This window comes from Saccharolobus shibatae B12, assembly GCF_019175345.1.
GTDB classification, from domain to species: Archaea; Thermoproteota; Thermoprotei_A; order Sulfolobales; family Sulfolobaceae; genus Saccharolobus; species Saccharolobus shibatae.
On the sequence record NZ_CP077717.1, the window covers coordinates 2,384,906 to 2,407,020 of the forward strand.

23 protein-coding genes and 1 tRNA gene are annotated in these 22,115 nt (G+C 35.8%); 16 read left to right on the forward strand and 8 right to left on the reverse strand.

The window, feature by feature from the left end:
* Positions 1-31 precede the first annotated feature (31 nt).
* Positions 32-697 carry a cell division protein CdvB1/B2 gene (gene cdvB1/B2 / locus J5U23_RS12500; RefSeq protein WP_009992298.1) on the reverse strand — a complete coding sequence of 222 codons (666 nt, stop codon included), beginning with the start codon at positions 695-697 and terminating at the stop codon, positions 32-34.
* Positions 698-777: 80 nt separating this feature from the next.
* Here cdvB1/B2 and J5U23_RS12505 point away from each other — a divergent pair, with 80 nt between their 5' ends.
* Positions 778-1,059, forward strand: a complete 282-nt coding sequence (locus J5U23_RS12505; RefSeq protein WP_218266344.1) for a hypothetical protein — start codon at positions 778-780, stop codon at positions 1,057-1,059.
* Here J5U23_RS12505 and J5U23_RS12510 read toward each other — a convergent pair.
* Positions 1,034-2,479: a UbiD family decarboxylase gene (locus J5U23_RS12510; protein WP_218266345.1), complete on the reverse strand. Its 1,446-nt coding sequence runs from the start codon at positions 2,477-2,479 to the stop codon at positions 1,034-1,036. The genes J5U23_RS12505 and J5U23_RS12510 overlap by 26 nt on opposite strands.
* Before the next feature lie 93 nt (positions 2,480-2,572).
* Between J5U23_RS12510 and thrC the strand changes: the two genes are divergently transcribed.
* From thrC to J5U23_RS12535, 5 genes are read left to right on the forward strand one after another with little or no spacing between them, the layout of a single operon-like run.
* A complete protein-coding gene (gene thrC / locus J5U23_RS12515; RefSeq protein ID WP_218258507.1) occupies positions 2,573-3,763 on the forward strand; it encodes a threonine synthase in 1,191 nt (396 codons plus the stop codon).
* A complete protein-coding gene (locus tag J5U23_RS12520) occupies positions 3,747-5,087 on the forward strand; it encodes an aspartate kinase (RefSeq protein WP_218258508.1) in 1,341 nt (446 codons plus the stop codon). The genes thrC and J5U23_RS12520 overlap by 17 nt, the downstream gene beginning before the upstream one ends.
* On the forward strand, positions 5,080-6,132 hold the full coding sequence (gene asd, locus J5U23_RS12525; protein WP_218266346.1) for an aspartate-semialdehyde dehydrogenase: 1,053 nt from the start codon (positions 5,080-5,082) through the stop codon (positions 6,130-6,132). Before J5U23_RS12520 ends, asd begins: the two co-directional genes overlap by 8 nt.
* Positions 6,132-6,791: a PHP-associated domain-containing protein gene (locus J5U23_RS12530; RefSeq protein ID WP_218266347.1), complete on the forward strand. Its 660-nt coding sequence runs from the start codon at positions 6,132-6,134 to the stop codon at positions 6,789-6,791. Before asd ends, J5U23_RS12530 begins: the two co-directional genes overlap by 1 nt.
* Positions 6,754-7,980, forward strand: coding sequence for an Nre family DNA repair protein (locus J5U23_RS12535; protein WP_218258511.1), 1,227 nt, complete (start codon positions 6,754-6,756; stop codon positions 7,978-7,980). The genes J5U23_RS12530 and J5U23_RS12535 overlap by 38 nt, the downstream gene beginning before the upstream one ends.
* On the opposite strand, the gene argF is transcribed toward J5U23_RS12535, so the two are convergent.
* Complete coding sequence (argF, locus tag J5U23_RS12540; RefSeq protein WP_218266348.1) at positions 7,973-8,896, reverse strand: ornithine carbamoyltransferase; 924 nt, start codon at positions 8,894-8,896, stop codon at positions 7,973-7,975. The two genes, J5U23_RS12535 and argF, sit on opposite strands and share 8 nt — an antisense overlap.
* Positions 8,897-8,927: 31 nt before the next feature.
* Between argF and J5U23_RS12545 the strand changes: the two genes are divergently transcribed.
* The 5 genes from J5U23_RS12545 to J5U23_RS12565 all read left to right on the forward strand — a co-directional run bounded on the left by J5U23_RS12545 (position 8,928) and on the right by J5U23_RS12565 (position 12,816).
* Complete coding sequence (locus J5U23_RS12545; protein WP_218258513.1) at positions 8,928-9,548, forward strand: DUF4443 domain-containing protein; 621 nt, start codon at positions 8,928-8,930, stop codon at positions 9,546-9,548.
* The gene (locus J5U23_RS12550; RefSeq protein ID WP_218266349.1) at positions 9,542-10,612 is read left to right on the forward strand and encodes an ATP-NAD kinase family protein; all 1,071 of its coding nucleotides are present in this window, start codon (positions 9,542-9,544) and stop codon (positions 10,610-10,612) included. The genes J5U23_RS12545 and J5U23_RS12550 overlap by 7 nt, the downstream gene beginning before the upstream one ends.
* A gap of 84 nt (positions 10,613-10,696) precedes the next feature.
* Positions 10,697-11,437: a replication initiator protein WhiP gene (locus J5U23_RS12555; protein WP_218266350.1), complete on the forward strand. Its 741-nt coding sequence runs from the start codon at positions 10,697-10,699 to the stop codon at positions 11,435-11,437.
* 187 nt (positions 11,438-11,624) lie between these two features.
* On the forward strand, positions 11,625-11,951 hold the full coding sequence (locus tag J5U23_RS12560) for a hypothetical protein (RefSeq protein WP_218258516.1): 327 nt from the start codon (positions 11,625-11,627) through the stop codon (positions 11,949-11,951).
* Positions 11,952-11,988: 37 nt separating this feature from the next.
* The gene (locus J5U23_RS12565) at positions 11,989-12,816 is read left to right on the forward strand and encodes a hypothetical protein (RefSeq protein ID WP_218258517.1); all 828 of its coding nucleotides are present in this window, start codon (positions 11,989-11,991) and stop codon (positions 12,814-12,816) included.
* Here J5U23_RS12565 and J5U23_RS12570 read toward each other — a convergent pair.
* Positions 12,755-13,492, reverse strand: coding sequence for a hypothetical protein (locus J5U23_RS12570; protein ID WP_218261597.1), 738 nt, complete (start codon positions 13,490-13,492; stop codon positions 12,755-12,757). The genes J5U23_RS12565 and J5U23_RS12570 overlap by 62 nt on opposite strands.
* A 112-nt stretch (positions 13,493-13,604) precedes the next feature.
* On the opposite strand from J5U23_RS12570, the gene thsA reads away from it, so the two are divergent.
* The gene (gene thsA, locus J5U23_RS12575) at positions 13,605-15,287 is read left to right on the forward strand and encodes a thermosome subunit alpha (protein ID WP_012711357.1); all 1,683 of its coding nucleotides are present in this window, start codon (positions 13,605-13,607) and stop codon (positions 15,285-15,287) included.
* On the opposite strand, the gene J5U23_RS12580 is transcribed toward thsA, so the two are convergent.
* Complete coding sequence (locus J5U23_RS12580) at positions 15,276-15,647, reverse strand: hypothetical protein (RefSeq protein ID WP_153423246.1); 372 nt, start codon at positions 15,645-15,647, stop codon at positions 15,276-15,278. The two genes, thsA and J5U23_RS12580, sit on opposite strands and share 12 nt — an antisense overlap.
* A 254-nt stretch (positions 15,648-15,901) precedes the next feature.
* On the opposite strand from J5U23_RS12580, the gene J5U23_RS12585 reads away from it, so the two are divergent.
* The gene (locus J5U23_RS12585; RefSeq protein WP_009992281.1) at positions 15,902-16,207 is read left to right on the forward strand and encodes a hypothetical protein; all 306 of its coding nucleotides are present in this window, start codon (positions 15,902-15,904) and stop codon (positions 16,205-16,207) included.
* Here the strand turns inward: J5U23_RS12585 and J5U23_RS12590 are convergent.
* Both J5U23_RS12590 and J5U23_RS12595 read right to left on the reverse strand, forming a co-directional pair.
* Entirely contained in the window at positions 16,193-16,585 is a 393-nt protein-coding gene (locus J5U23_RS12590) for a hypothetical protein (protein ID WP_218258518.1), read from the reverse strand. The two genes, J5U23_RS12585 and J5U23_RS12590, sit on opposite strands and share 15 nt — an antisense overlap.
* Positions 16,572-16,775, reverse strand: a complete 204-nt coding sequence (locus J5U23_RS12595; RefSeq protein ID WP_010923144.1) for a hypothetical protein — start codon at positions 16,773-16,775, stop codon at positions 16,572-16,574. Before J5U23_RS12595 ends, J5U23_RS12590 begins: the two co-directional genes overlap by 14 nt.
* A gap of 54 nt (positions 16,776-16,829) precedes the next feature.
* On the opposite strand from J5U23_RS12595, the gene J5U23_RS12600 reads away from it, so the two are divergent.
* On the forward strand, positions 16,830-18,707 hold the full coding sequence (locus J5U23_RS12600) for an arginine--tRNA ligase (RefSeq protein ID WP_218260862.1): 1,878 nt from the start codon (positions 16,830-16,832) through the stop codon (positions 18,705-18,707).
* Positions 18,708-18,829: 122 nt separating this feature from the next.
* On the opposite strand, the gene J5U23_RS12605 is transcribed toward J5U23_RS12600, so the two are convergent.
* Positions 18,830-19,915 carry a transposase gene (locus J5U23_RS12605; RefSeq protein ID WP_218266351.1) on the reverse strand — a complete coding sequence of 362 codons (1,086 nt, stop codon included), beginning with the start codon at positions 19,913-19,915 and terminating at the stop codon, positions 18,830-18,832.
* Between the two features lie 257 nt (positions 19,916-20,172).
* Between J5U23_RS12605 and J5U23_RS12610 the strand changes: the two genes are divergently transcribed.
* Positions 20,173-20,247, forward strand: a tRNA-Arg gene (locus tag J5U23_RS12610).
* Between the two features lie 112 nt (positions 20,248-20,359).
* On the forward strand, positions 20,360-21,658 hold the full coding sequence (locus tag J5U23_RS12615; protein ID WP_218266352.1) for a tyrosine-type recombinase/integrase: 1,299 nt from the start codon (positions 20,360-20,362) through the stop codon (positions 21,656-21,658).
* Positions 21,659-22,115 lie beyond the last annotated feature (457 nt).

Sequence of the window (22,115 nt, forward strand, 5' to 3'; positions counted from 1 at the left end):
AAATCTTAGGAAAAAATCTATGAATCAGATATTATTTCTGCTCTTGATTAGATACTTTCTGAGTAGAGGTAACGAAGCTTGGCAATTCTGGGAACTTCTCCTTCATTCTCTGCTCAGCAACAACAGAAGCTTCTTCCAATATCTTCCTTGCCTCTGGGCTTGAAGCACCATAGTTGGCTGGTGCGCCAGTAAAGTCTCCTGCTTCTATTACTACCTCTTGTAATCCCTCCTCTAATTCTGCTAGCTCCAAACTTATCTCTGGCATAACTCCTTTCATCGCATTTCTTAGTTCTTTTATAACACCAAGTACTGGTATTAGACTGTTAAACACGTCTCCTAGCTCAGTTATAGTCTCTAGCCTGAGTTGCACTTGCTCTAGGGCAATCTGTGTCGTAATCAACTGCCTGGAGATCTTCCTAATCTCAGCTATTTCATTAGCATACATAGCTGCTCTTGCAGTATCCTTTGACATCTGTGATTCTACGACCTTTTCGAATAGAGTCCTATCTCTCTCTTGTAATCTTGAAATGTAAACGTCAAGACGACTTACCATTGTCCTTAGTCTGTAGTTTGCCATTACTAATCTATACCTTAATGGTTGCTGTGGTTTGAACGCATTCTTTATTCTTTCACCAATACTTGGTTCTTGCTTACCTCCCCAATTCTTTACGAAATCTTCCACTTTACTTGAGGCCATTTCGGCTCTAATCTACATCTTGGTAGTCTATGCTTTTTAAGTAGGATAAGGCATAATACTCGAAAAAACTATATTCACATATGAATCCTTTCGTAGTGAAATTAACAGGGAGAATCCTTAAAATAACTAGTAATTTAGAATATCCAGTACAAATTCTGGAAATAATTCTAAAGTATAATGTCACTGTAAATACGATAGACGATAAAGTTGGGCTTAAGGCAATTACAGATAGTGTAAAGGTGAATAAAGAATTAAGAAAAAACGAGTCATTGGAAATAGAGACTAAGTTAGAAGATATAAGTGAGGTTTCAATAATATATAGAGATACGATAATGGTTAGGAGGTTTGATATCTCTTTATAATTTTATTTATTATTTCATCTGCTTTTTTAGCTACTCCCTCGTCTGACCTAACCTCTTCTGGCCATTCTTTTCCCATTTCTTCTTTAAACTTCCTAGTAGCGTCTATACCTAGTTTACTACCTAATGGTGGAAATGGAACACTAGGGTCCAATGAGTCCGTAAGCGCATTTTCTATTACCCAAACATCACGTTTAGGGTCTACATTAGCTGCAATAGCGTAAATAACCTGATTAATGTCATGAACGTCTATATCTTGATCAACAATTATTATCGTCTTTAAAAGGCTTAGTTGACCAGTACCCCATAGAGCCATCATAACTCTCTTGGCTTGGCCAGGGTAATATTTCTTTATAGAGAATATACCAATCCCAGTAAATAGGCCATATTCTGGTAGATTCATGTCGACAAGTTCTGGAACTAGCATCTTGGCAAAAGGTAAGAATATCCTTTCTACAGCCTTACCTATCCAAGCATCCTCAAGTGGTGGTTTGCCTACTGATGTTACGTGAAATATGGGGTCTTCTCTAATGTATACTTTTTCCAATTTGAAAACTGGATAGTAATCTGCTGGTGTGTAATAACCCATATGATCTCCAAAGGGACCCTCTAGACGCATGTCATTCAAGTCAACATAACCAGTTAAAACTACTTCTGAATGACTCGGTACTAGCAACTTATCATCTAGTTCAGTTACATCAACTCCCTCACCTCTCAAGATTCCCGCAAACATATACTTATCTATTCCATGAGGGACTGGAGAAGCTGCTGTAAATGCTATAGCAGGATCCACTCCGGTTACTATGGCAATAGGTATCCTGGTAGTGCCTTTTTCTAAATATCTTTTAGCAGTAAGCGCGCCTCTTTTAAAGGCTTGCCAATGAATTATTGCCTCCTTTTCGTTTAGAATTTGAATTCTATAAACGCTAAGATTATGAACATCTGTCTCTGGGTCCTTTGTTATTGTTATGGAAAAGGTAAGGTATCTTCCGGCATCTTTAGGCCAGGTTTTTATTGCAGGAATCTTAGCCAGATCTAAATTCTTTTCCTCTTTAAAACTAGGTGTCTTAGCTTTAGGCATTACTTTTCCTAGTCCTAAAATTTCCCTAAGTGATTTTATTTTATCAAAAAATGTGATAGGCATGTTGGACAAATTTGATAGAAATCCTTCCGATATTGATTCCAGTTTATTCGTTCCAAAAATCTCATACAAGCTTTCCATTGAATAAAAAACGTTAGAGATTATTTTCCAATTCTCATAATTTTTAATCCTTTTGAATAAAAGAGGGGGTAGATGAGCATAAGTTGCTTTTCTTGTTATTTCAGCTATTTCTAAATCGACGTTTACTTCCTCATCGACTTCAATTAATTTATTTTTCTTTTTCATAAATTCAATATAATCTCTGAGATCTTTGAACGTCATGTGATTATTATACTTCAACAAAGCTTATATTTTGCAGAACAAACCACTTTAAACAGCTGGTGAATTGTTGTTGGAAACACACTAAGCGGAATAATGAAGTGCTTAAGTTGTGGATATGAAACGGAAATAGATCAAAATCAAATATTATGTCCGAGATGTGGAGGACTATTGGAAATTCTAGTGGAACCACCAAAAGACTTCTCTTTCAACAAATTGAGAGGAAGAGGAGTTTGGAGATACAAAGAACTGATAGCAGGTAAATATAAAAATATTGTAAGTATAAATGAAGGAAATACCCCGCTAATAAGATCCTCAAATATAAACGATAATCTTTATTTTAAATTCGAAGGACTTAATCCTACTGGAAGTTTTAAGGATAGAGGAATGACAGTAGCAGTTAGTTCTGCAGTAAGCTTAAACTACAAAACCGTAATAGCAGCATCTACTGGAAACACTGCAGCTTCCGCAGCTGCTTATGCTGCAAGAGCAGGTATAAAGAGCTTTATCGTCTTACCTAAAGGTAAGGTAGCATTAGGTAAATTAGCTCAGTCAATACTTTATGGCTCAGTTATTTTAGAGGTTGATGGAAGTTTTGACGTTGCTATGGATGCGGTAATGAGGTTATATAAGGATTTAAAAGTAGTATATCCATTAAATTCTTTTAACCCATGGAGATTAGAAGGACAGAAGACAATAGCATTTGAGATAGCGGAAGAACTAGGAGTTCCAGATAATGTAATAATCCCGGTAGGCAATGCGGGTAATATTTACGCCATATGGAAGGGATTTAATGAGCTAGTTAAAACTGGAGTGATAAATACTATTCCCAGAATGATTGGAATCCAAGCTGAGGGAGCATCACCAATAGCTACTGCTATAATCAAAGGCAAAGATTCTCCAGATTTCGTAGAAAATCCAGATACTGTAGCTACTGCAATAAGAATAGGAAAACCAGTAAATTGGCAAAAAGCAATGAAAGCAATAAGAGAATCTAATGGAACCGCAATAGTGGTATCTGATTCTGAAATATTAGACGCGCAGAAGACCCTAGCTAGAAAAGAGGGCATAGGAGCTGAGCCTGCTTCAGCAGCTGCCTTAGCTGGTTACATTAAGGCAATAAATGAAAAGGTAGTAGATAAAGATGAAAAAACAGTTTTAATCCTAACAGGACATTCATTAAAAGATCCAGATAGTATGACCAAAGCAGAGGCTAAGAGAATATTAGTTAATCCTCTACACATGGAAAAAATTATCTTAGGTGAGATAAATGGCTCTAATAGTTAAAATAGGTGGATCAATACAAAAAGATGAAAAAGATTATGAACTTATCGTAAAGAAGATACAAGATTTTTCAAAGAAATCTGATAAGATCATAGTAGTAACATCAGCTATTAAAAACGTTACTAACGAGTTAATAAGTGCAACTTTGAATACTGATAACTCTCCAAATATTGTAACTGAAATTTACGAAAGGCATATAAAACTGTTATCAAAATTGGCAGATGGCAAGGAATTCGAGAACTCATTTAAGGATATATCTAGGCTGAGTGATGAACTGTTCAGAGTAGCCTGGTCTATAAGAGTATTAGACGAAGTAACCCCGAGAGTTAGAGACTACATACTTTCATTTGGAGAGAGAATGGCTACCTTACTCCTTTCAGCAATATTAAGAAGTAACGGAATTGAAGCTGAAGGTGTGATTACTCCTCCATTTTTAACTGATGAAAATTACGGTGAAGCTAACGTAATTGAGGATCTATCTAAAAAGGAAATCATGGGTACATTAGAAAATGTGAAAGCTAACGTGATAGTCCTTCCAGGTTTTATAGGGAGAACAAAAGAGGGGAGATACACCACTTTGGGAAGGGGTGGTAGCGATTATACTGCAACCTTACTAGGTAAACTAATTGGATTAAGAGAAGTTAGACTAGTTACCGAGGTCCCCGGGATAATGACAGGGGATCCTAAAAAATTCGAAAATGCTAAAACGATAACTAGACTCTCGTTGGAAGAAGCTATAGAACTATCACAGTTAGGAGCAAAAAGATTACATCCTAGAACTTTTGATCCAGTCTTTGGAAGTGATATGAAGGTAATAGTTGAGTCATTATATGAAGATGGATTTACCATAATTAATGGAGAATGTGAAAATAATGATGGACTTAAAGGAATATCACTCTTGGATAACGCAAAATTGATAACAGTTGAGAGTACTAAGATCGTTGGAAAAATAGGATCTGCGGCAAGAATAACAAATGAAGCAAAGGAGGCTGGAGTTAACATAATATCAATTTCTCAACCAGCTAGTGAGACCACAATACAACTCGTTGTTGATTCACTCTCTGTAGATAGACTGTTATCGAAATTAGAAGAATTAAAGGGAACTTTGGTAAAGGATATCGAGGTAAATGATGTTAATATCGTAGGTATAGTAGGATGTGGAATAAAGAAGAAGGAGATCTCTACTAAGGTTCTTTCAATAGCCTCAAGTTATGATCCGTTAGCTATCTCTAGGGGAATATCTAACGTAAGCATGACCTTTATAGTTAATAAGGAAGAAGGAGAAAAATTAGCAAAAGAGTTGCATAAGGTGATCGTAAGTGGCTGATAAGATAAAAGTTTCGTTACTAGGCTCTACCGGAATGGTAGGGCAAAAAATGGTAAGGATGCTTTCAAAACATCCCTATATAGAATTAGTGAAAGTTAGTGCATCACCCCAAAAGATTGGTAAAAAATACAAAGAATCTGTAAAATGGATTGAACCCGGAGATATTCCGGAAAACGTAGCTGAATTACCAATAGTCTCCACTGAGTACGAAGATCATAAAGATGTTGATGTTGTTCTTTCAGCATTACCTAATGAACTAGCAGAGGATGTTGAATTAAAGTTAGTAAAACAAGGAAAAATAGTAGTATCTAATGCATCACCGTTTAGAATGGATCCAAATGTGCCATTGATCAATCCAGAAGTAAATTGGGAGCATTTAGAGCTACTAAAATATCAAAAAAGTAGTAAAAACTGGAATGGACTATTAGTCAAAAATCCTAACTGTACTGCGGCAATACTTTCTATGCCACTTAAACCCTTAGAAAGATTAATCAAAATTAACGCTATGTATATAGTAACTTTACAAGCAGTAAGCGGAGCTGGCTATAGCGGTTTACCATTTATGGCAATAGATGGCAATGTTGTACCTTGGATTAAAGGGGAAGAGGAGAAAATTCCCAAGGAAATAAATAAAATGTTAGGAAAGTTCGAAGCTGGAAAACTACAATCTTCTAGCTTAGAAATTCATCCAACCACTACCAGAGTCCCTGTAAAAGTTGGACATATGGGTGTAATTAATATTGTAACTAACGATAATGTGGATGAAAAAGAAGTTCAAAAAGCGTTAGATGGTTTCGCGTCATTACCTCAACATAAGAACTTGCCTACCGCACCTAAGAAACCAATTATTTTATTTAAAGATGAGGATAGACCTCAACCAGCTAGAGACTTACAATATTACGACGGAATGGCAGTGACAGTAGGCAGAGTAAAGTTCGAAGGAAATGTGTTACGATTAGTTGTTCTTGGAGATAATCTAGTGAGAGGCGCTGCTGGAATAACGATTTTAACATTAGAAGTTATGAAAGAATTAGGTTACTTCTAATGTTTTTTGATCTCCATGTACATTCGAGATATAGCGATGGAAAATATTTCCCTAAGGATATAATTGCCTATGCTAGAGCTAGAAATATATACGTGGCGATTACAGATCACGATACTTCTTTAGGTTTAAACAGCGTAAAGGAAGAAAAAGTGATCCCTGGACAAGAAGTCACTACTGAATATGGTCACGTTGTAATACTGTGCAATTTCCCACCATCTCCACCTAATAGAATAGCTGAATTAGTAGACTACGCTAAGGAGAACTCTTGCTTAATATTTCCCTCACATCCTTTCGATATTTTTAGAAAAGGAATAGGTAATAAGGTATTTGAATATAAATTTGATTTAATTGAAATTTATAACTCTAAGGCTCCTAAAATGGCTAATAATAAGGCTAAAGAAGCATCCATAAAGCTGAATTTAGCTGGAGTTTCAAATAGTGACGCTCACGTAATTCAAGCAATAGGTTCCGCATATAATGATTTATATGAGGTAATGGAGTTTAATTTAGACGATATCCTAGATAACTTAAGGAGAGGGAAAATAAGAAATATAATCAATGGATTATCATTTAGAGCTAAATTTTCCATTTTACAATGGTATATTGAGAGGAAAATAAGAAATGCACAAAATTCCAGCAGAGCTATGCATCAAGTGTAAGGGACATAAGAATCTCTGTGGGTTACCATATTGTCCAATAATGGAGAGATTTAGAGGTATGGTTAGTAGTCTTCAGAAAATTAAAATAGATACCTCATTTAAACTGGTTGAAGGTTCTACTCCTCCTAGTGGAATAGTTGGAGAGAAAGGATATCCTAAAGTTTCACTAATCGTAAATATTCCACCCTCAGTATATGGGGAAGATGCTAGAAAATATGAGAACGTTAAGGAATGGTGGGGAAAGGTAAATCTAGGGGATATAATAAAGTTGAGATCCTCATTAATCTCGAGTATAACTACAGTTAAGGTCGAGAAAGCTACTGAATATTACAATACAGAAATACCATTGGCAATAATTTCAGATAATCCAGTAGTATCTGAGGCAAAATTAAAAACATTAGAGGCGAAATTAAAATTTGACGGAATAATTTTACCGAGAGGACCTGGAGGAATCGCAGAGGAAATAAAGGTTGTTGATAATCCTAAAATCCCAACTAAATTGGATAAGCTAATCTTTGATGATGTAAAATCTGCAGAAGCGATCTTAGAACTGTATAGGTATAATGTAGATTATTATAAGATAATGCAGGCATTATCGTTTGGGCTTCTAGGCAAGAAAAAAAACAGAAGATTCGTACCAACTAGATGGGCAATAACTGCAGTTGACAGCACAGTTGGTAAATTTCTATATAGCAAAATAATAAACTATAACGAGATAAATGAGATAGAAGTTTACCACGGCTCATATTTAGGCAACTACTTCTATGTTGTACTTTATCCATCAAAGTTTAGTTCAATATGGATAGAAATATGGCATCCACTAAGTTTATGGTCTCAAGATCTCACAATTTCGGAACTAAAGGAGAATTTCTGGGGAGAGTATGAATATTTAGATGGAGGATACATGGCTGCAAGACTAGCGGTGCTAGAACATTTAGAGGAAGCAAAGAGACAAGCGGGAGTTATAATCATTAGGGAAATAACAGAAGAATACTTTGCACCAGTTGGAAATTGGCACATTAGAGAAACTGTGAGGAATGCTATGAAAAATAGGATAGGAAAATATGACAGTCTAGATCAAGCCATATCCGAAGTAAATAAAAAATTAAAGGCTAAAATAAACTTATTTGAGTTACGTACGATAAAGGGTCTAATCAAGCAAAAATCTATTTACGATTTCTTTAAATAAATAATGAAAACACTGCCATTGCTGTATATAATCTATTCTCAGCCTGATCCCAGACGGCACTCTTAGGTCCGTCTATTACCTCAGGCTCTACTTCCTCTCCCCTATTAGCTGGCAAACAATGCATAAATATAGCATCCTTAACCGCATAATTCATTAAGTCTGAAGTAACCCTATAGTTCTGCAATAGTTTCTTCTTCTGTTCAGCAATATTCTCTTGTCCCATACTAACCCAAACATCAGTATAGACTACATGCACACCCCTAACAGCATCATAGGGATCCTCATGAATCTCTATAACGCTACCCGTATCATCTGCAATCTCACTTATTATCTTATACAAATCTTCTCTAGGCTTAAGTTCTTTAGGAGTCGCGATGTGCAACTCTAATCCTAATTTAGCCACAATTGCCATTAGGCTTAGCAATACATTATCAGTCCCGTCACCAACAAATGCTATCTTAATTAGATTATTACCAAACCTTTCCCTAATGGTCATTAAGTCCGCTAATGCTTGCAGGGGATGAGAAAGATCGCTTAATAAATTAAATACCGGAACTCCAGATGATTCCTTTAGTTTAACTAGGGTTAAGTGATTTAGTACTCTGGCCCCTATCCCATTAACAACTCTGCCTAAAACCCTTCCAGTGTCTTCGATTGGTTCGCCTCTAGACCATTGCAAATCTTGCTTATTAAGAACAATTGGAATTCCGCCTAACATTGATACTGCTAATTCAGTACTAACCCTAGTCCTAGTACTTGGCTTCTCGAAAAGTAATGCGACTCTCTTACCACTTAACGGACTTGGAACGTTATTATGATAAACGTAATTTTTCATTATAAATGAGACATCTAACATTTTCTCTATTTCATGTGTTTCAAAATCAAGCAGACACAACAAGCTTCTTCCTCTAAACATAATTTTAATCTATCTTATCATATATTTAAATATGGATATCCAGATTGTACTTACCAAAGCTGTGGAAACCAGACAAGGCAATAAGCCTAAATTTGATGAAGGACATGTTATAATGAGCCTATTTTACATAAGCCAATTACAGCCAGTAGGAAGGATATTATTGATGAAAAAAACGGGATTATCAGAAGCATCTATAAAAACATTACTAAAAAGATTAAGAGAAATGAAACTAATTCAGACAGATCCAGTAGGAGGAAATACTCTCACAGAAGAAGGGAATAAAATAGTCTCATGTATTAAAAACACATCCAATATAAAAGATGTTACTTTGAAATCATTAGGTTGGGACTCATCAATGCTTATCATAAGGGGAGGTGCGGAATTATTAAAAGAGATTCCAGTTTTGCATCTAAGAGATGAAATAATAAGATTAGGTGCGGAAAAAGTATTAGTGTGCGTTCATACGGAAGAAGGAAAAATAGAGATTCCACCTAAGACAGAGGAGATGTCACTCAAAGGGTTATTGGAAGAAATTAAGGAAAATTGTGAGAATTGTGGTCCTAACGATCTTATTATATTTCTAGTTCCTAATGAAGAACATCTAGGATATCTGACCTTAGCCTTCATACTTAAGGTGTTAAAGAAATGTTGAAAAAAATTGGATTTCTTGTGAATCCATATGCTGGTGCAGGTGGAAGAATAGGAAGGAAAGGTAGTGATGAATTATGTCTCGAGAACCCTGAAATACCAAGTAGAGTTGCCAGATTTTTGGTCAAAGCCCCAGAAGATGCTATCTATGTAACACCAAAGTTAAAAATGGGAGAAATATATTTTATTAAAACAAAATTGAAATATGATACAATACCTATAGGTGAAAAGGAAAAAACTACCAGATATGATACAATTGATTCTGTAAAAGAGTTTGTAAGAAGAGGGGTAGATATTATTGTGTTTGTTGGTGGGGATGGAACAGCAAGGGATGTATTTGAGGGACTTCAAGGAGCGCAAATACCAATTTTAGGAGTTCCCGCTGGCGTAAAAATGCATAGCGGAGTTTTCGCTAATACGCCCGAGGCCGCAGCGATATTGTTAACAAAATTTTTACATGATGAAGCAAAAATCGTGAGGGAAGAAATTCTAGATGTTGATGAGGAGGCGTATAGAAAAGGAACGTATTCTGTCAAATTGTATTATATAGCCCTAGCCATAAGCAGTAATAGTTTATTAACCCCAAGTAAAGAGGAGACACAATATAGCGAGGATGAACTAGAGGAAATCGCAGATTATATAATAGATAACATGGATGATAATATAACCTATATTATGGGTCCTGGGAGTACTGTAAAATATATAGAAAGGAAACTAAAGATCAACACTCCATTTTTAGGCATTGATATAATTAGAGGAAAGAAATTAATAAAAGAAAATGTCAGCTATTTTGATTTAATCAATTTAACCGGGGAGTTAAAAATATTGCTTACCCCAATAGGCAAACAAGGGTTTCTAATCGGAAGAGGGAATCAAGAATTAGGGCCAATGTTCTTAAGAAAGGTAAAAAAGGATGATCTTATAGTAGTGTCTACTCTTTCTAAGCTTTACACCATTAACTGTTTTAGAATCGATACGGGAGATGAGAATTTAGATAAACTCTTTTCTGGTGTCTACAACGTCATAGTAGGTTACAACAAATTCTACGCTATTAAAACTTGCCAATGAGTAGTACTGAAATGAAAAATTAACTGAATAATCCCAATCGGGATTTTAGCTTGTATTTTAAGTTATAATGCCTAATATAATAAGATGAGTGAGGACTATCAAAGAGATGATATAGAGGCTATAGCTCAACAGATAAGTGAGGAGGAGAAACCAGGTAAGGAGTCGCCTAGATCCAAATTGGTTGAGGCAATACTACTCCTCCTCTACGCTAGACCATTAAGAACAGCTGAAATTGCGACTAATTTAGGTTACGAAACTAAATACATAAGTAGTTATCTCAGTTATTGGAAGAAGAAAGGTTTAGTTTATCAAGAAGGAGGAAGATGGCACTTAAGTAGGAGAGGAGAAAACATAGCTAGAGATATTATTGAATCACAAAACAATTCTAAATTCAAAGAGTACTTATTACTTGCTAAGCAAGTACTAGAGGGTGAAAAAGTTTACCAAACAAAAAACAACAAAGTTGAGAAAAGAGATGACAAAAAAGCACAAGAAGTTTTGTGGTTTATTGATGGAAAAACCAGTAATGAAAACAAAAAACAACAAAAGACTAATCCAACGGATTGTATAAAGGAGATTTTGGATAAACTTGATGATGATGAAAAAGAAATACTAAGTTATTTATTGAACAAGTATAAGGAGTGGGGGACAACTTACATCTACCTTGACCAGCTTCAAGAAGAAATGAAAGCTGATACTAGTTGGTTATTTAGAGTACTCAAGAACTTACAAATTAAAAGGCTTCTTTACGTATATCAAGATCCTAAAATGGGAGTCAGAATAGGCCTTTCAAAAACTCTAAAAGAGAAACTGTCTTCTTGTTAGCTTTCCCTTCTCCTTTTGGCATTATTTACTACTACTATATCTGGTTTAAATTATAAGTACATTGACAGAAAGATCAAGATTATACAAACCGTTCATTTTAATTCTCTTATAATAGGAGCAGATCAGTAGTAGTAGTAATCTATTTAATCTTTGTACTAGAAGTTATAGCAAGTAGGAGGGAGAATTTATGTCAGCTAATAAATCAGTGAAAATGTCTGAAGATGAGATAAATAAGGCGTTGGCAAAGGCCGAAAAAGAGGCAGAAAAAAAGGATCACAAGAAACAATGGATAGAACGCATGATAAAAAGCGCTAAAACTTACTACAAGTTATGTCCTTATTACGATAAGAAGAATACTAAGTGTTTTCTCACACTGGGTGATAAATGTCAGCGAGATGGTAAATATGAGACTTGTCCAATATTTATTACATTCTTAGATAACAAGTATCAAGAAATTGTTAATAAGAAGAAGATGTTACCAATGGATTTTCAAGATTTAGCGTTAATGACTTAAAGTTTTATATAAAATGGCTTTCTAAATTATAAGTAGAGTGCCTAGACGTAAGAAAAATGAGGAAGAAAAAGTTGCTAGTGAGAAGAATAGTAAAGAGGACATGAAGAAGAAAAGATCTTCCAGTAGCAAAAAATCTGAGAAGTACGTAGATCCGGATAAGGTTTTAGATGAATATTTAGATGAGGTAGTTAACGCGTTAGGAATTTCCTATTTAAACCTTTCAAGAGAGGATCTGAAGGAGGTGTTAAGAGAGCCCTTTGCCATGGCGGTAGGAGAAGTGAAAACGAAGCCTAAAGTATCTACGATAATTAATAGGCTTAGAGCTATGGGAGACAGATTAATGGAAATCATATCGTATAAACTTTTGCGTTTGTATGATATAGAGAAACTTAGTGAAGATCAATTAGAGTTTATAGTAACTTATGGTAAAGGTGGTTTAATTCCAATAATGGATAAGCTGTATAAAGAATGCTTGAAGAGAAATAAAAAGGATTTAATAGATTTGTTACGAGTTACCTGGTCGATGTTAGCAAACGTCTTAAGATCTCCTATTAAATGTCCTAGATGTGAATTTGATTCGGTAATGCCAGATTTGACTTGTAGGATTTGTGGCTATACGTTAAGCATGAAGGAACTAAAAAATATCATACATGTAATTGATATATTACAAGATTTTTTAAGAATGGATAAGGATGGATTTAACGAGATCTTAAAATCGGGTTTCTTCTACTATACTTCAGAGGGACCTATTCCACCATCTAGATTTAGACCTAGTCAAGGGCAAATATATTTTGAAGTCATTCTCAATAAGGAGGAGAAGAGTAAATTAGAGAGCATCTCGCGCAGTATTTTACCGGGGAGTTAATCACTCCTCCGCAACCCTCGCATCTGTAATCTTTTCTCCCTGTTTCAAGTAATTTTTTGGAATTATGGAAAGCATGGAATAGTTCGTAATTTTCTTTTAACATATCCCTTTCCCATGTTAGAATTTCATTAAAAATTTCATCCTTTGTCAATATTGCATTAGATTCGTTATTTATGAAACCTTGTAATTCATATAAGGAGGTGTTATAAAATGGAATTAGAAATGAAATATTATTGACTTTGTATTCCAATCCTATCATTTGAATATAAGTATAATCTTGATTTGTTATTGAGTATATTAAGTAGGCCATCAAGAAGTCAGCTGTAAAAGGTAAGAAGATTTTATTTATTCCGTTTTTTTCCGAAAACTGTTTACTTTTTATGATTAAGTTCCATATATCATCTAGGATAGAGTTTTGTGGTTCTAAATTAATTTCGTAATACTGTAAATTAAATCTAGTGTAAATTTTGTTTATTATATTTCTTAGAATTTCTTGAATAAAGCTTAGATAAGAGGGATAAGCAAATAAGATTTTGTCATCATGTACTATTATCTTTCTTGGGTAAAGTTCCCTCTTAATTCTCTTAGTTATCTCGTCTTTGCTGCATATGCTACATAATCTTCTTCCTCCTACTACGTTTATAGCATCTCTTTTGTTACATCTTTCGCACATCATATTAGAGAAGAATGGATTTTCTATTAATTTAAAAAATTGCTTTACGGTTTGCTTGAGAGAAAAATTTTTATATAAGCGATACTAATGTTCTCACGGAACGGTGTTGTGAGGTATGGCATCTCCAGTCTTATTGCTTAAAGAGGGAACGAGTAGAACTACTGGTAGAGATGCGTTAAGGAATAATATACTTGCTGCAAAGACACTAGCCGAAATGTTAAGGAGTAGTTTAGGTCCTAAAGGTCTTGATAAAATGTTAATTGATAGTTTCGGTGACGTAACCATAACTAATGATGGTGCTACAATAGTAAAGGATATGGAGATACAGCATCCAGCAGCAAAGCTATTAGTAGAAGCAGCTAAAGCACAAGATGCTGAAGTAGGTGATGGTACTACAAGCGCTGTAGTATTAGCTGGTGCTCTATTGGAGAAAGCTGAAAGTTTATTGGATCAAAATATACATCCAACAATAATTATTGAGGGGTATAAGAAGGCATATACCAAGGCCTTGGAGTTACTTCCACAGTTAGGAACTAGGATCGATATAAGGGATTTGAATTCTTCAGTTGCTAGGGATACTCTAAGAAAAATAGCATTTACTACACTAGCAAGTAAGTTTATTGCAGAAGGTGCTGAATTAAATAAAATAATTGACATGGTAATAGACGCAATAGTTAATGTTGCAGAACCTCTACCTAATGGTGGGTACAATGTGAGTTTAGACTTAATAAAGATAGATAAGAAGAAAGGTGGAAGTATAGAGGATAGCGTCTTAGTTAAAGGACTAGTATTAGATAAGGAGGTTGTGCACCCTGGAATGCCTAGAAGAGTCACTAAAGCCAAGATAGCTGTTTTGGATGCAGCATTAGAGGTAGAAAAGCCTGAAATCTCAGCTAAGATAAGTATAACATCACCAGAGCAAATCAAGGCTTTCTTAGATGAGGAATCCAAATATCTTAAGGACATGGTTGATAAACTAGCGTCAATAGGCGCTAACGTTGTAATATGCCAGAAAGGTATTGATGATATCGCACAGCACTTCTTAGCTAAGAAAGGTATATTGGCTGTAAGAAGGGTTAAGAGGAGCGATATAGAGAAATTAGAGAAGGCATTAGGCGCGAGAATAATAAGCAGTATTAAAGACGCTACTCCCGATGATTTAGGATACGCCGAATTAGTTGAGGAAAGGAGAGTTGGAAATGACAAAATGGTATTTATAGAAGGTGCTAAGAATCTGAAGGCCGTGAATATCTTGTTAAGAGGTTCAAATGATATGGCATTAGATGAGGCTGAGAGGAGTATAAATGATGCATTGCATGCTCTGAGGAACATATTATTAGAGCCAGTAATATTGCCAGGTGGTGGCGCTATCGAGTTAGAATTAGCGATGAAATTAAGAGAGTATGCTAGAAGTGTAGGAGGTAAGGAGCAATTAGCTATAGAAGCATTTGCAGATGCATTAGAGGAGATACCTATGATTTTAGCTGAAACTGCAGGGCTGGAGGCTATATCTGCACTAATGGACTTAAGAGCTAGACACGCTAAGGGATTAACCAATACTGGTGTAGATGTAATAGGTGGGAAGATCGTAGACGATGTATATGCCTTAAACATCATTGAGCCTATAAGAGTAAAGGCTCAAGTGTTAAAGAGCGCAACAGAGGCGGCTACAGCAATATTAAAGATTGATGACCTAATAGCTGCAGCTCCATTAAAGAGCGAGAAGAAAGGTGGAGAAGGAAGTAAAGAAGAAAGTGGTGGAGAAGGAGGAGCTGGTACTCCATCTTTAGGAGACTAAATATTTTTTATTAACTGAAACTTTAACGTTAGACTCTTCAGTGTTTTCTGTATATCCGTTTATTTCTTCCAATATTTTGTCTGCTACTTTTTTTATGTCCTCATCTGTATAATTATCTTTTATAGCTTCTAATAGTTTCTTTGTAACATCTGGGCCTAAAATTAAGCTAAGTTCTGTGAAGTCTGGACTTAATAGGAAATCTATTAGTTTTTTTGGATTTCCTCCGTAGGAGGAGAAGTTGTATTTAACTTCTGCCTCTCCTAAAATTCTTCTTGCTTCGTCTAACCTTTTCGAATCTATTGATAGTGGCGATAGGATCTTACTGGCTACATGTCTAAGGAAGTCCGGTTGATTCAACATTGTCGCCTAATAATGTTAATCTAAACACAGTAATATAAGTATACATTCATGATCTAACTTCCTTCCCGCCTTAAAAGCTTTCGGCCTCATTCTTTATAAGACTTGGTTATGAAGAGATATTAATTATTTAATATTAGAAATATTTACTGCTCTATGCTATAACGCGTTGGTATAATGAGGAATGAAATTGATTTTAAAAATTCGCATAATGTTTAAAAGTAAGAAATGAGAAATGAACGTGAGTGTGTATTAGTATGAGTAATGAGACTAAGAAGAGGGGTAAGAAGTCGGCTTCCAATTCTGGTAACGTGGAAAACAAACTAAAGGTAGTCTATTCCGATAAAGACGTTATAGTAATGACTGCGCCAAATGAGGATGAATTAAAACAAATACTACTTGACTTATTAAATGAAAAGCCAATGAACCTAAAGGAATTACACAGTATGTTATCTGGAATTGCAAGTGAGGATAAGATAAGAAGAGCACTAGCGGATCTAGTTGAAAAAGGTAAAATTAACTTATCAGAAGACGGTAGGTATGTTAAGTTAGGTACCGAGTAAGGTTCTATATGGACATCTTTGGAATTCTTTGTTACATAATATAGCTTGTCTTGTTACTAAAACTCTTTTAATTGCATTACAATACGCAATGAATCCTTTTTCACTCTTTATGAGCTGGTAATGTTCACAACCACTGTCTATAATATTTTCTAATGCGTTTATTTTTGGGTAAAATCTAATCTCTTGCTCTATGGTTTTATCTTCATTAAATTTCTCTAACCCCGTTTTGCTATCGCTCCCGTCGTCTAAGAAATATCTACAAGTTTTAAATTGACCAAAGCATCTATTGTTAGAAGTTACTATATCAGAAGGCTTATCTAATGCAGGTGATGTGCAGTAGCCATTCTTGTAATAGGGACATATGTTATGTTTCTGCAACTTCTCTCACAATTACATGTACTCCAACTAGATCACTTTCGTCTTTATTTTCAGTCCACTGTGGCAAATGTAACCTAGTTATTACAATGTCATCCCCTATATGACTTAATGATTTTTTAATTTCTTGCTCATTAATTTTAGGATTTCCACTATAATCCTCTACTATTAGGATTTCCACCCTTTTCTTCATGGTTATATGATTCTAGTGAGTAAATATTAAAAGTTATAAGGCATAAAACGTGATGTGGATATAATAGGAAGAGCTAAGAAAGAATTGGCGGAATATGTCGCTGCACAATTAGGCATAAGCGAGGAGGAAGTCTTTAAAAATATTACATATCCTCCTAGGGAAGAACTCGGTGACTTATCATTAGCGTTACCATCATTAATAAAGGGAAATATAAATGAGAAAGCGAAATTATTACAAGAATATAAAGGTGAGTTAATAGAGAGGATAGAAGTAGCGGGAATATATCTTAATGCGAGGCTTAATCTAAGAAATCTTTTCGTGAGTATCTTTAGCAAACTAGACGATAGTTATGGACTGGAAAAAATCGAAAAGCCAAAAAGAATAGTAGTTGAACATACGAGCGCTAATCCTATACATCCGTTACATATAGGCCATTTGAGAAATACGATACTTGGAGATGCGCTTGCTAGAGCGTTAAAAGCTAGAGGCCACTCAGTTAATGTTAGGTTTTACGTTAATGATACTGGGAGGCAAGTTGCAGTTCTAATTTACGGTCTAAAACTTTTAGGTTTTCCTGATCCAGAGCCAAATGTAAAGAAGGATCTATGGTTAGGTATAATATATGCCATGACTAATGTAATTTTAGAAATTAGGAAGTTGAGAGAGGAGTTAAAGAAACTTTCAGAGTCAGAGTATAGGGAGAAAGTGAGAGAACTAGATGAGCTAATAGTAATAGCGAACGATCTAAGGAATAGGAATGAGGTACTTTTCGATAAGTTAGCAGACGCTATAAATGCTAGGGAGGAGCCGGAGAAGGAGATAGGAGAAATCATAAAGAAATACGAAGAGGGTAATGATGAACTAAAGGAGATTATTAGAAAGTACATTAGTTATGCGCTAGAAGGTTTTAGTGAAACGTTATCCAAACTTAATATAAGATTTGACAATTTCGACTATGAGAGTGACTTATTATGGGGGAATATGGTTGATGAAGTATTAAAGGCCTTACTTTCTTCCCCAGCTAAAATACCATATAAGGGAGTAGCAGCATTGGATTTAGATAGTTTTTTAGGTGATGAAGCTAGATCTAAGTTGAGAATTCCAAAAGGGCTCAAAATACCTCCTTTAGTTTTGATGAGATCAGATGGAACTACATTGTATACAGTGAGGGATATTGCGTATACAATTTTCAAATTTAATCAATTTAACGCAGATTTAGTTATAAATGTGATCGCAGAAGAGCAATACATTCCACAAATACAGTTAAGAGGTGCTCTAGAGTTACTAGGATATTCGAGATTTGCAGAAAATTTATTGCATTATTCATATGGAATGGTTAACATCCAAGGGTTAAGAATGAGCGGAAGATTAGGAAAGATAATAACTATTGACGAGATATATGAAAAACTAGATAGTATCGTTAGAAATAAGTTGAAAGAGAAGGGCGGTGATATGGAAAATATTGATGATATAGCAAATGCAGCGCTTAGATATGCAATTCTGTCAGTTTCTGCAAATAAGCCTTTATCATTTGATTTAAACCGGATAACTAGCTTTGAGCAGAATAGTGGGCCTTATTTACAATACACTTATGCTAGGGCCGTTAACATATTAGCTAAATCTACTGAAAGTTTATCTATGGATAAGGTAGACTTTAACGATTTAGTTGGAGATAAGAGGAAAATATTAATCTTGATAGCTAAATTCCCTGAGGTATTCAAGAATGCTATAGATAACTTAAGGTTAGAAGATTTAGTAGCGTTTCTGAGAGAATTATCTGACGTATTCAATAGTTGGTATGATAAAGAGAGAGTACTACAAGAACAAGATCTTGGAAGGAGAATGTTAAGATTATATATAGTAAAAGGAGTGTCAGTTGTATTAAAGAATGGGTTGAGCGTCTTAGGTATAAGGAGCTTAGAAAGGATGTAATTAATTAAAATGAAATACAGAGGATATTTTTCTAACTGGTAGATATTAATCATTAGGGCGATTCAGGTTTCCATTGCGAATTGAAATATCCTGGTATGAATTAGGATAATTCTATAGAGAAATTATTGTATAAATTTCTGATAAAATGAGAAGAATAAGGTACACTGTAATATTATTACAGTGATGAGAAAATAGGTCAATAGGTTGTAGTAGAGGGCTATGACACGCGCGATCTGGAGTATCCTCCAGGGAGAGTGAAATGCACCAAATCTCCTCCTCTCCAAGAGAGAGTTGAAAAACTCGATCAAGTCGTTGGATTTGAGCCACTTCCAGAGCTTCTTGCTGGCTTTGAGGTAACTCAAGAGCCTTGGGCAGGACTCGGGTTTGATCTCTCCGTTTTCAGCTGAGGAGATGATCGCGTTCAAGGCCTCCCTTTCCTCCTTGGTCTTGCGTCGTTTGAGGTGGACCAAGCAGCCCTGCCTCGCCACATGAAGCTCAGCAAGGGAGATCGCCCTATCCAAGGCCTTGATCCCATCAGCCACTATAAGAATGAAGCTCGACTTCTTCCAGACCTCAACCAAGAGCCTCCAGTAACCCATGGCGTCCTCTTCTACGCTTAAGATTATATCCAGAACGGCCCTCTTGCCTTCCTTTGTCATACCAATCGCCGAGAGGAGGACTCCCTTTCCTCCCTTGAGCTTCACGCACTTCCCATCAACTATTACATACTTGAAATTGCCACTCGCTTCGATCTGAGGCATCCAGAGCTTGGCGTTCAACTTACCTCCCAGCACAGAATAGACCAACATCAAGGCCGTGAAGATCTTCCTCTCCTCCCTCAGCAAAGTCTCCTCCACCTGAGTCTTCACCCTCCCCTTAATTCCGTAAAGTACGGGCAATTTCACCGAGATCCACTCTAACTTGTAAATGACTTCTCTCCCTTCTAACATGATCTTAAACCCCTTGAAGAACCTGTACCTCGCGTAACCCTTCCTTTTCACCTCCTTACCTCTCTGGTAGTTAGGACTCTTCTTCTCAGCCTCCTCCAAGGCCATCTTCTCGATCTCCTTGACCGATTTGTTTAATAAGGCGTCATCGGATAATATCTTGGGGGCGAGTGTGAGGGTTAAGCTCTGTCCAGATCCCTCTACGAGTTCCTTTAGCTGAATGTCGTAGAGGGTTACCTCATTCGTAGCTAAGAGGTCCACGATATTACCTCATACTCGTCCCCTATTAGTGTTACTCAAAATGTAGAATCAATTATTCTTATCTGTTTTTATAGAAATAAATTGAAATCGCAATGGAGCCGTGAATCGCCCAATCATTAATATGGAGATCACTAGAGTTTTGTTATTGATAATATTTTGAAGTCTAGTTAAAATGGAGTATATACGTTATACAATGAAGGCTGGTATTTAGCTCTAAAATCTTAATAATTTAAAATGATAGAGAATATCATAACAGGGGACCCGTAGCTCAGCCAGGACGGAGCGCCGGCCTTCGGAGCCGGTGGTCCCGGGTTCAAATCCCGGCGGGTCCGCTATTTCCCATTAAATTGAAAGATATTTTAATTCTCTATATCAGTACATTAATGCAAGGTATCTCGGCAAAAATGCAAAATCCTTATTAGGCTGAATGCCAAACATATATTGATGGTCAGTTTCGATATTTCAAAGTTAAACTATGATCAAAGACTCCGCGTGCTTAAGAAGGCAGTAGAAAAGCATGGTAAGGCATATATTGCGAGAGTATGCAATGTTAACTTAGCTACTATTTATCGTTATTTAAATGGTCAGATTTCAACAATACCAGATGAGGTAGTTGAGAAGGCACTTCAAACATTAACAGTTGAAGAGATTAGTGATGCGATCTATGGTCTAAGGATTGTAGAAGTTGATCCAACGACTGCTTTAAGTGTAGTAGTTAAGGCAATGAAGGATGAGGGCTTCCGAAACTTCTTCCTATCCTTACTTTATAAATACTTAGGAGATTATTTAAAGCAAACATCTCACTCCTATGTCGTTACAGAAGAAGATGTTGAACTGTTTGAGAAGATTGTTAGAGAAACCAGAACTAAGAAGACAGCAGATGATCTAATCAGGTATTTAACACGTGCTTTAGCAGAATTAAATAATGAACTGACCCCTGATAGGTTAAAGGAGTATATATTTGAATTAACGGAAGAAAATAGGGGTAGAGCTAGACACACTGCAAAGGCTTTGAAACTCTTCATTAAAGAAGTAGTAAAGACAAGGGATAGCCACTTAGCACGAGAGTTATACGAATCCTTTAAGATATCTAAAGCTAAGACTAATTATAGGCCCGTCAGCCTGAGCTTAGATACATTAAAACAAATATTTAATAATATAGAGGATTTGGGTGCTAAAGCATTCTTCCTGATTTTGACTGAAACTGGGCTGAGAGTAGGGGAAGTATTAAACTTGAGAGTAGACCAAATTGACTTAGAGCATAGAGTTATTAGGATTATGAAGGAGAGTGAGACTAAAAGAGCTTACATATCATTTCTTCATGAGGGTACTGCTAAATGGTTAAAAGAAGTTTATTTACCTTACCGCGAAGATTTCGTTAAACGTTATGAGCTCAACGTTAGAAAATTAGCCGAGGCTAACCCTGACCAAAATATAGATATTGAGGCGTGGAAGACAAAACTATTCCCAATCAGAGAGGATATGCTTAGAGCTGAGATTAAAATTGCAATGAGGAAAGTGGGCAAAGAGTTCAGGCTCTATGATTTAAGATCATTCTTCGCATCTTACATGATTAAGCAAGGAGTTTCCCCAATGATAGTTAATTTATTGCAGGGTAGAGCACCACCACAGCAATTTCAGATACTACAAAACCATTATTTAGCAATCTCGGATATTGAACTACAGCAGTACTATGATAAATATGCTCCACGCCTCTTAGAGACTGTTCCAACATATTCTTAGATATCGAAATATGAAATTGATGTAAGCACGTGTACTGTTTACAGTCCACTTTTTAGTAGAATCATTTGTAGATTTGCAGAGTATTGTGTTTTTCTGCAGTCTACTAAAAAGTGGACACGGGTGTATATACCCCCCACCCCCCTCACCTAACTTACAAATTTCAAATTCGCACCCGCATATATATTCGCATTGCGAATTCAGCGAAATTCTGCGGAATCTTTCTACTTAACTGCTGAACTTTTTAGTTTTGTGATCATCTCTCCGCTGAAAGTTTCCAATTTTTTAACTAACTTCTCTTATTAGCCACTAAAAAGTTGGCACTACTGAATCCTTCACGTGCTGTATTGGAATATTAATTGCAAAAAATTGCAAAAGCATTGGTTTTTGAAATGCAACCAGTTGGGTTTGAGGGGTGGGGGAGGGGGTTACAAAATTTAGCACCTAGCCACTTTTAGGT